General features: G+C 65.2%; 9 protein-coding genes. 2 read left to right on the top strand and 7 right to left on the bottom strand.

Translation table 11 applies throughout. The features are described from left to right. A partial coding sequence (locus APM_RS22775) for a phage integrase central domain-containing protein (RefSeq protein WP_007424699.1) occupies nucleotides 1-1,043 on the top strand: 1,043 nt, incomplete at its 5' end. Between the two features lie 14 nt (nucleotides 1,044-1,057). Here the strand turns inward: APM_RS22775 and APM_RS17355 are convergent. The 7 genes from APM_RS17355 to APM_RS17325 all read right to left on the bottom strand — a co-directional run bounded on the left by APM_RS17355 (nucleotide 1,058) and on the right by APM_RS17325 (nucleotide 8,062). Further along, entirely contained in the window at nucleotides 1,058-1,252 is a 195-nt protein-coding gene (locus tag APM_RS17355) for an AlpA family transcriptional regulator (RefSeq protein ID WP_241763197.1), read from the bottom strand. 338 nt (nucleotides 1,253-1,590) lie between these two features. Further along, nucleotides 1,591-1,881, bottom strand: a complete 291-nt coding sequence (locus tag APM_RS17350; protein WP_039889136.1) for a hypothetical protein — start codon at nucleotides 1,879-1,881, stop codon at nucleotides 1,591-1,593. Between the two features lie 181 nt (nucleotides 1,882-2,062). After that, nucleotides 2,063-3,181 carry a hypothetical protein gene (locus APM_RS17345; RefSeq protein WP_007424697.1) on the bottom strand — a complete coding sequence of 373 codons (1,119 nt, stop codon included), beginning with the start codon at nucleotides 3,179-3,181 and terminating at the stop codon, nucleotides 2,063-2,065. After that, nucleotides 3,168-5,153 carry a tyrosine-type recombinase/integrase gene (locus APM_RS17340; protein ID WP_138919249.1) on the bottom strand — a complete coding sequence of 662 codons (1,986 nt, stop codon included), beginning with the start codon at nucleotides 5,151-5,153 and terminating at the stop codon, nucleotides 3,168-3,170. The genes APM_RS17345 and APM_RS17340 overlap by 14 nt, the downstream gene beginning before the upstream one ends. Before the next feature lie 163 nt (nucleotides 5,154-5,316). Next, nucleotides 5,317-5,607, bottom strand: coding sequence for a helix-turn-helix domain-containing protein (locus tag APM_RS22100; protein ID WP_158005012.1), 291 nt, complete (start codon nucleotides 5,605-5,607; stop codon nucleotides 5,317-5,319). 327 nt (nucleotides 5,608-5,934) lie between these two features. Beyond that, nucleotides 5,935-7,179 (bottom strand): bifunctional DNA primase/polymerase, encoded by a 1,245-nt coding sequence (locus tag APM_RS17330; RefSeq protein WP_158005011.1) that lies wholly within the window; start codon nucleotides 7,177-7,179, stop codon nucleotides 5,935-5,937. Nucleotides 7,180-7,372: 193 nt separating this feature from the next. Beyond that, nucleotides 7,373-8,062 (bottom strand): hypothetical protein, encoded by a 690-nt coding sequence (locus APM_RS17325; protein WP_007424694.1) that lies wholly within the window; start codon nucleotides 8,060-8,062, stop codon nucleotides 7,373-7,375. A 718-nt stretch (nucleotides 8,063-8,780) separates the two neighbouring features. On the opposite strand from APM_RS17325, the gene APM_RS17320 reads away from it, so the two are divergent. Then, the gene (locus tag APM_RS17320; protein ID WP_138919247.1) at nucleotides 8,781-9,170 is read left to right on the top strand and encodes a hypothetical protein; all 390 of its coding nucleotides are present in this window, start codon (nucleotides 8,781-8,783) and stop codon (nucleotides 9,168-9,170) included. The last annotated feature ends 78 nt before the right edge of the window (nucleotides 9,171-9,248 follow it).

The raw sequence follows: 9,248 nt of genomic DNA, 5'->3' as shown, positions 1-9,248 counted from the left end.
CCCTCGCCGCGGCGCGGGATGCGCGCGACGAGGCCCGGGCCGGGCTGCGCGCCGGTCGCGATCCCTCGCTGGTCCGCAAGCAGCTGCGCGCCCAGGCCGCGAATGACGACCGCAAGTTCGAGAAGGTCGCGCGCGACTGGCATACGCTGAACAAGTCCCGCTGGACCGAGCGCCACACGACGGACGTGATGATCAGCCTCGAGCAGATGGTCTTTCCGCTCCTCGGCAATGTCGACGTCGCGGAGATCACGCCGCCGATGGTCCTCGACGTGATCCGGCGAATCGAGGCGCGCCCGGCGCTCGAGACGGCACGCCGGGTGCGCCAGCGGATGTCGGCGATCTTCCTGTTTGCAATGGGGCTTGGGCTCGCGACGACCGACCCGGCGGCGGTGATCCAGAAGGCGATGGCGCCGATGACCAAGGGCCGGCAACCGGCCCTGGTCACGCTGGAGGAAGCAAGGGAAGCGCTGGCTGCTTGCGAGGCGATCCCGGCGCATCCGGTAACAAGGCTGGCGATGCGTTTCCTCGCGCTGACCCATGTCCGGCCCGGCGAAGTTCACGGCACAAAGTGGACCGAGTTCGAGGGGCTGGAGGGAGACGAACCGCTCTGGCTGATCCCCGCCCCACGGATGAAGATGAAGGAGGCGCACAAGGTTCCGCTGAGCCGGCAGGCGGTCGAGGTGATCGAAGCGCTGCGGGAGCTGACCGGGCGGATGCCGTTCGTCTTTCCCAACGGGCGGAACGCGCACAAGCCGATGTCCGAGAACGCCCTGGGGTATCTTCTCAACCGTGCGGGGTATCACCAGCGGCACGTGCCGCATGGCTGGCGGGCAACATTCTCCTCGATCATGAACGAGCGGTTCCCGGCTGACCGGGCGGTGATCGACCTGATGCTGGCGCATGCCCCGAAGGACAAGGTCGAGGCTGCTTATAATAGAGCAAAGCATCTGAAGCGGCGGCGGGAGCTCTCCCAGATCTGGGCCGACCTGCTGCTGGAAGGCATGCGACCGGCGCATGAGATCGTCGCCGGCCCCAAGCGGTAATCTCCTTCCCCGCCTCAACAGGCCGGATCGGCGGCGACGGGAAGGGTGTCGATCCAGGCGTCGATCTCGGACTGGCGCCAGCGAACGCACCCTGTTCCGAGGGCACGCGGACGCGGGAAGGTCCCCTCCTCGATCCGGCGGTAGATCGTCGAGCGGCTGAGCTTCACCTGTTCGATCACCTCGGGCAGGCGGAGCAGAACGTCGGACATCATGTGTCTCCTTGAGAAAGTGAGACACCCCAAGGAGAACAGTTTCGTCGCCTGCGCACATCGGGCGGTGAATGGGCCGGGGGCTTGACGGCGACGAAATTTTTGCGGCCGGTTTTGGCCCGCTCGCTTGAAGCGGTCATGGGCGATTTTCCGCTTGACGGCTTCGTCGCCTGGGCAAGGTCTGGCTTCAGATTCCGGACAAGTTGCTGATTTACCGTTATTTTTCGGCGTTAATGTCTCCAGGCGACGAACGGGGTTTTGCCGGTCAAGCAGTATTTCGCTCCGGGCATAAAAAATCCCCGCCCCGCATGGTTGCGGGACGGGGGGAGCAAAAAGGTTCAGCGCGCGCCGGGGGCGCCGAGGCCGCGGGCGAGATGCTTGCGGTGCTCGGTGACCTGGTCGCCGAGTTCCTCGACGAAGAGCTCGAGCGCCAGCAGGTCGGCGAGCAGTTGCCGCTGCACGCCCTCGACCTTGGCGAGGTCGCCGGAGGTCTCGATCGCGGCCCGGAAGCCGCGCGTGGCGCCGGACAGGGCGTCGAACGCGGTCTGCATGCCGGCGCTGGTGCGGGTGAGCGCAAGACGCGCGCGCAGTTCGGCGCGCACGGCGTCGAACAGTGTGTGGTCTGACATTGTGGATGGTGTCCTTGAAGAGGCCCGGGCCTGGCCGGGCGGAGCAGAGCTCCGTGCGCAGGTCGGGGCGGCGAGCTCAAGGAGGCTCGGGCTGGCCCGGGCGTCGGGGATGACCTGCCCCCAATAAGTAGTGATTTGTTGTTTTATTTCAATGGCTTAGTCTGGCATAAACCGAACAATTTCAATCGCTTGCCCGATGGCCGAAGCGGGTTCGGGCCCGCAGGCGGAGTTCGTCGCGCTCGGCCTCGAGCAGGTTGGTGGCCAGCCGGGCCGCCTGACGCATCTCCGCCCGGCGGTAGTGCCGGTCGACCACGCCCTCGCCCACACCGAGCACGGCGGCGGCAAGGCCCGGGCGGTCCGGGGCCAGATCGGCAAGTGCTGTGGCCATGCCGTGGCGGCTGACATGGGTGCCGCTCTCCTTGCCAAGCTTTTGTGCCGTCACCCGGCGGAACATCTGCATGATGCCGGCATAGCGGAACCGGGTGCCGTCGGGGTTTCGCCAGAACCAGCGATCATCCTCGCCACGGACCATGCGGGGGCGGGTCGCATCGAGATGGTGCCGGAACGCCGGGAGCAGATGATCGGGCACGGCGCACTCGAGGGGCTTGCGGTTCTTGGTCTCCCTCGCCGAGAAGCGGAGCAGGATGTCGGCGCCGTGATCGAAGACATTCACGCCGAGGCGCATCAGGCTCAACGTGCCGATGCGGATCGGCAGGGCGGCGAGCAGCAGGCAGATCAGCCCGTTGCGATACATCCGCAGAGCGTCCTCATCGGTCGCGGGCAAGGCATTCGCGCTGGCGATCAGGTCCCACCCGAGTGCGGTGAGCACACGGGGATCGAGGATCTCCTTCTCGGCCTCCTCGGGGTCGTCCTCGAACCAGTCATTGATCGAGACCCCGCCGGGCCGGGTCAGCCAGCCGAGATCCTGCGCCGGCTGCATAATCCTGAGCGCGGTGCGCAGGTCGAACAGGCGCACCCTGATCGAACCGGCGGCATTGCCACGCGCGGCCAGTGTGTCGACAAAGGATGCCACGTGGTCCGGCGTCACCAGGGCGGCGGGATCGTCAGCCGCGATGTCGATCCCGGCTTCGGCCAGCACGACGAGATAGGCGCCCCAGGCGCGGGCAGCGTTGCGGATGCTCAGCGGGCGGAGTGTGTCGGCGTGCCGGGGCCGGGCCAGCCGGCTGGTCCGCGGCGCGATCCCCGCCGCCCACAGGGCGCGATGCGCCGCCGGCCAGCTTGGCTCCGGCAGCACGCGGCGCGGCTTTTGCGCCTCGTCATGGACCTTACGCCGCGCCATTGCCGGCCCCCTTGGCCTTTGCCCCGTTCGTTCCGGTTGTCCCGGCGTTGCGACCCTTCCGCCGTCGTGCCCTGACCCGGTCGCGTGCACCGGCGAAGCGCGCCTGGGAACGGTTCGCCTCGATCCGGTCCAGTTCCAGAAGGCGTGACGCCTCGCGCACCGCGAAGATCATCTCCAGCCCGCAGTAATAGGTCATTGTCGTCTTCGGCGAGGCGTGGCCCAGCACGCGGGAGACCAGCTCATACGCCCCCGGTATCCGCTTGAGCAGCCGCCAGGCGGTCAGATGGCGGACGAGGTGCAGGTTGAAGTCGGTCCCCAGTTCGCGCTCCACCCGGGTGGACAGCTCATTGGCGAAGTCGCCCGGATCGCGATGACGGTCACCAAGACCGGGGAACAGGAACCGGTTGTCCCCGCCGGCCAGCAGCGGGCGATACTTGCTGATATACGTCCCGATCATCGCGGCGACGCGCGGTGTAAAATCCCAGACGATCGGCTGCTTGCGCGTCTTCGTCGCCGCGGCCGGGATATCGAGACCGGTGACCGCACTCGTGCGATGGTCGATGACCAGGTGCCGTTCGATCTCCAGTTCGATCAGGTTGCGCCGCCGCAGCGGCACGGCGAGCAGGATCTCCAGCGCCGTCGCATACATCGCGACCAGCGCCGCATCGCGCGGCCGCAGCTGCAGCTCCGGCAGGCGGCGCATCCATTCGGCGGGCAAATGCAGCAGCATCGCCAGCGTGTCCGGCTCGTTGAGCGCGCGCAGCTTGCGGGCGACGGTCTCGTTCATCGTCCCCTGCGTCTCCGGCCGGACGGCCGCGCGCAGGTGCAAGATCTCCTCGATCTCGGCCTCCGGCAGGCCGACGTGATGCACCGCGATCATCCGCAGCACCTCGGCAAGGGCAGCCACATAGCCGGAGGTGGGATCGCCTTCCGCCCCGTCGGCGTCGCGCCGCCCGGCTGCGGTCATGCGGGCCCTGAGCCGGTTGAGATGGAATTCGAGGATCTGCCGCGGTCGCTCCGGCGGGCTCACCAGGTCGCGCAGGCTGGTCATGCTCTCGAGCGGCACCCCCTGCTGGAGGAGTGCCGCCGCGGCCGCGCGGATCTGTTCGGCGCGCGTCTTGATCGTGCGCGGGCTCTGCGCCCGGCTGCGCGGGGCTTTTGCGCCGCGCCCGTCCTGCCCCGCTGCCCTGAAGACCGCACCGGGTGCGCGATACACCCCGCCAAGGCGATGGCCGCGCAGCCCGTCGAGGAAGCGGTCCACGTCCTGCTGGAAGCTGTCGGGGAAGCGGTCGAGCGGCGTGGTGAATTCGTCGCGCATGCCCGGGCGGCGCAATTCGACCTGCGGCCAGCCGGGGATCTCCCGCATCGCCCAGGTCCAGTTCGACGCTGTGCGGCGCACTAGTGCCGGAATGTCGTCCGTCAGGGTGACGTCGTCGAGCCAGAAAGCAAAGTCTTCCAGCGCATGAGTCGTGACCTCCTCGGGAGCGATCAGCACCACTGTCAGGAAGCGGAAGAAGCGCACCAGCCCCCGCTTGCGTTCGGGCGGCTCGATGCGGTCCATCAGCTCCTGCCAGGCCGGCGCGAGCGTGTTGAGCCCGGTGCCGGTCTCGGCATGAACGCCGAGGCGGATCAGGATCTGGCGCAGATGGCTGACCACATCCCCGAAGCGGCGGTCCGCCAGCCCGTGAAAGGCCGGCGGCTTCCGCCACAACACCGCGTTGAGGTGCCCGCAGCGCCAACGCTCCGCGACGGGCGCAATCCCGGTCTCCGCCTCCATCCGCCGGACGATGCCATCGGCGACGTTGAAGCTCGACGCCCAGTTCCGTCGCCGGGACTCGGGGATATCGTGCCATGATACGATCGTGGCCCGGATCGCCTCGGTGCTGAGATCGCCGATCATGGTGACTCCACGCCTGGCCGCCCCGCTGTCGTGGGCGTGGGAGCCATCGGGAGTGTGGCTTCTGGACGTCATGAAACCCTCCGGAACGTCATGTGGCAGGGCGAGGCTATGTGCAGCGTATCACGCGGAGGGACGGCTATCAACTTACAGCATAGGCAATCGCCCCTATGCGTTATCTCAAAATAGATGACTGTTTTAGAACGATTCGAATGACCGAAAATCGCGCCCGCCCCGGTCATTGTTCCGCACCATCCGGATCGCTGACGCCGGCCGTTCCGAGCAGCGCGCTGATCGCGGTCTCGGGCACGAACGGGGTGCGCCCGATCCTGACCACCGGCAGCCGTCCCGTCGCAATCCACCAGCGGATCGTCCGCCGCGCCCGGCCGAACAGCGCCGCCACCTCGCCGATATCCAGAAACCCCGGCACCGCGCGCTGGCGCGCTTGCCGCCCAGGCGACCCACCGCCCGCTTCGTCAGTTGCCCCCAACCCAGCCGGATCGGATGCATCGTTCGTCAGTCTCGCCATCTCACGCCCCCATGTTTGCTCGACTGCGCGAGTATCGGAGGGCTTCGTCGCCTGCACGACCGCGGCGCGTTGCAGCGCTCGAACGAGGCCTCGATGCGCGCCAGATTGGCCGCGCGCGGGCCGCAAATGATTTTTCGCCCTGGTTTTGGAGGAAAAGACTGGGAAAATCCGACCATGGGCGGGGGGGAAAAGCACCGGAGACCCGGGTGGCCTCCGGCTGGATGCTCGCTGCCTCATCCTCCCCATCCCCGCCGGGGGGCGGTGTAGAGTTATATTGGGTTCAGGAATTGAACCCTTGGGGGGCCCGGGGTGCGGAACAGCGAGGCATCAATCGAGGACATAGAGATGCGGATCGCCTTTCCGCTTGCCGCCCTTGTGCACCTGCCGGATCAGCTTGAGTTCCTTCAGCGTGGCGATCGCCTTGCGATAGCGGCGCACCGTCCATTTCTTGAACATAGCGTCCCTCTCCATCGCCTTGGGCGCGATGGCGAACCGCTTGCCGGGCTCCGCGCCATGGCTGAACTGTAGCCGGAGCAAAAGCATGAGCGCATCCGCGCCACCAGGATGGGCGCGGAGCGCATCGAACGTCTCGGCGCGGGTGATTATGGCCTGTTCTCCAGCGCCGAGGAGGCGGCCTTCGCTCTTGTAGCGCCAGACCGATGCCGCGACCTTGCGCACCTCCGCGAGGTCAAGCGGCGGGTCGTACGTCTCGTTGATCGCAACCGCCTTCCGGACAAGTGCCTCCTCGTCGGACACGGTGAGCGCTTCCCGCCTCAGCGCGGCGAACAGGCTCTGGTTGCGGGCGCCATCAACAACCCGACCGGCTGGCGGCTGATCGGGCATCCGCTCGACCTGCGTGCGTTGCGGCGTGCGTTGCCGCTTGATCTCCGCACATTGGCCGTCCTGCGGGCTGTCCTTGTGGGTGCCGCCGGATCGGGGACGGAATGCGATAATCCGCGCCCCATGCTCGCCGAGCGGTGCGCCCGGCCTGATCGGCGGCAGGATCTCGCGCAGTGACCAGTCGCCCTCCAGGAACCGATAGGCCCTCTGCTGCCCGGCCAGGATGCGACCACTGGGCGGGCCAACCACAAAGCCACCATGCCCCTTGAAGTCACCCTTGATGTCGCCGACCCGGAACGGCCCGCATCGCTCGCCGGAAGAGCGAAAATAGAGGTGCAGGCCGCCACTCGGGGTGGTCACCACGATCGGTGTCTCGCCGAACAGCTCGTAGAGCTTGAATAAACACCCGGGCGTGTCGCAATCGACCACCGTGACGCCGGACAGCCCGGTGATGATGCCGAGATTGGCCGCGCCGAACGCTGGGCGCGCCGCCCATCCAGCGACGACCTCCATGCCCGGCTGCGACTTGAAGTTCCCCCATTTGATCAGGGGGCGCTTGCCGGACGGGTCATCAGCACCGCCGCACGGAATGACAGCGAACCCATGCGAGGCAGCCCGGACGGCCATCGAGTAAAATGGTCCAAACGACTGCTTTTGCGGTATTTCTACGGAATTATACCGATTCGCCAGATCCTGTGCGACGCGGTCATATTCAAGGACTTCGGAAGACATGAACAGCTCCAACTCAAGGGAGCAGCCACACTTTGCCACTTTCGTCGCCGCAGCGACATTTTCCGGCGTAGTCCTCCAACCACGGGAGTGCCTACCTCGATGCGAACGCTTCTATCGGCGCACACACCACAGACTGGTAGCGGGTCATTTGACCGTCATTTGACGGTCATTTGATCTCTATCACGCACTCCCTTCAGTTGGAGGTATTGGTCAGATGATCGGGGCCAAGTGGCCGCAGCCGCCGAACCATCTCGGCACTGTCGATCACACCGCTCCAGTGGGCGAGCAGCGGTTCGCTATTGGCACGAATCCATCGGATGGCAGCAGCCTCGACGGCCGGGTCCAGCGGACCCGAGATGAGATGCGGCTCGGGTAGGACGCCAAGGATAGCGGCGTTCGCCGGGTCCATCCGTTCACTCGGCGAGGTCGCGATCAACACGACCGCCTCCTGATCGGCCTTCAGGATCGTCGGCAGCCAAATCGTGCTCGCGAGGCCGGTGGACAACGGAAGCAGGACGGCTGTCGTCCAGAGATCAGCGTCCTGCTCCCGCCATCTGTCGTTATGTTCGGCGTAGATGGCCTCTGCGTAACTCAACATCTTGGGGCTGCCGTTTATGGCGTCGTCGTCTAGGAATCCAAGGTGCGGCGGCGAGAGACTCACCGTCTTTGAGATCGCCACGGCAACTTCTTTGTAATCCAGACCGTCTTTCTTGAATTTCTCAACAAACGCCCCCGCGATTGGCAAGTGCGCGAGAGGACAGTGGCCGCCGTCTGCGAGCCGGAGGATGATCTGCAGCTCATAGGAGGTCAGGGTCAGTTCGCCACCGCGCCATGAGATGTGATGCCGATCATGGTCAATTCCATACACGCCGTTCGTGTTCATCGTGCTGTCATCCTTCAAGGGTACGAAGTCGTCCACCATCAGCCTGGTGGCCGGTGTGGCTGCGTATCCTGCAGTAGTTAGCGCCGCAAAAGTTTGGGCAGGCCAACGAAATGAAAATTGCGACCGGTCGGGCGCACCAACGAATAATTGGACGTCGCGCCGGACGTCGGCTCTCGGCAGTGCCCGGCTCTCCGAGACTTCGAAATCACGCCGTCAAACCTGGCGCAGGCCACACTCGCCTAGACGACCCCGAGATCTCCCGCATAGCAGCTCCGGAGTACCCCGTTGCCTCTCCTTCGGCTGTATCTGTCCGATCATCGTTCACGGTTTGAGGAACAGGAACGTCGGCAGACCGTCCGGCAAAGGACAACTACCGACGGTAATTCAAACGTGTCCTAACGAATCTGTTTATACCGTGCGGTCGTCGGACCTATGCATCTTTTTGTTGACGGATTGGAAATCTGTGGTTCCTTCTGGCTATGCAAGAGATCATCCAGCGTATGGTGAGCGGCGGATCGCGTGGTCGGACAAGGCGCTCAGCCAGTCAGAATGACACAACCTCCTGCCCGAGGCTGCCGCCGAAAGATTTGTGCGCGCACGCGTCTTCGAACGATGAGCTTCAAAAGACATGGGACAGCTGGGTCGGAAAAATAGATCCTGCGGCGATCTGCATGCATGGGCGCATCAGGCTACTCGCGGGCCAGCCAATGGGAAAAGCATGAATACACTTATGAACTCCAATCAAGCAGGCGCAGACAAGCGTACGCCGCAAATGCTGTCTCGGTATTCCGACGCCCAGATCGAGGACATCTTGCTCATGGCGCGGTTTCTGGCTCCAGACGACCTCGATAAGGGCAACGATGCGCACAGAGAGGTTTGGTACGGCCCTGGTCGGCCTGACTGGTTCAATTCCGACACGGATTTCGTCGCTACACTCCGGCGTTCGATGCCTCCCGAGGAACTCGACCGCCATCTTGATGAGATGAAGGCGGCGATCTCCGGCGAGATTGCTGCGATGTGGGAGCGCGAAGAGAAACGTCAGCTCGCGAAGAAGCCCCGGCACGAGAGGAATCAGAGAGATAAACGGGAGCGACAGAATGGACGATGATGGCGTGGCGCGCACCACTGTTGACCGCGTTGAGTTCCGGTCGAACTCGTGCTCCACGACGGATGCGGCTCGCCGGAG

This window comes from Acidiphilium sp. PM (assembly GCF_000219295.1).
GTDB lineage: Bacteria > Pseudomonadota > Alphaproteobacteria > Acetobacterales > Acetobacteraceae > Acidiphilium > Acidiphilium multivorum.
Note: the sequence above shows the minus strand (reverse complement) of the source record. Positions and strands in the feature narration are given on the sequence as shown.

Excerpts from the sequence above, each read along its gene's own strand:
- APM_RS17340 (WP_138919249.1), bottom strand. The coding sequence starts at position 5,153 with ATGACGTCCAGAAGCCACACTCCCGATGGCTCCCACGCCCACGACAGC.
- APM_RS17355 (WP_241763197.1), bottom strand. The coding sequence starts at position 1,252 with ATGTCCGACGTTCTGCTCCGCCTGCCCGAGGTGATCGAACAGGTGAAG.
- APM_RS17320 (WP_138919247.1), top strand. The coding sequence starts at position 8,781 with ATGAATACACTTATGAACTCCAATCAAGCAGGCGCAGACAAGCGTACG.
- APM_RS17330 (WP_158005011.1), bottom strand. The coding sequence starts at position 7,179 with ATGTCTTCCGAAGTCCTTGAATATGACCGCGTCGCACAGGATCTGGCG.
- APM_RS17325 (WP_007424694.1), bottom strand. The coding sequence starts at position 8,062 with ATGAACACGAACGGCGTGTATGGAATTGACCATGATCGGCATCACATC.
- APM_RS17350 (WP_039889136.1), bottom strand. The coding sequence starts at position 1,881 with ATGTCAGACCACACACTGTTCGACGCCGTGCGCGCCGAACTGCGCGCG.
- APM_RS22100 (WP_158005012.1), bottom strand. The coding sequence starts at position 5,607 with ATGGCGAGACTGACGAACGATGCATCCGATCCGGCTGGGTTGGGGGCA.
- APM_RS17345 (WP_007424697.1), bottom strand. The coding sequence starts at position 3,181 with ATGGCGCGGCGTAAGGTCCATGACGAGGCGCAAAAGCCGCGCCGCGTG.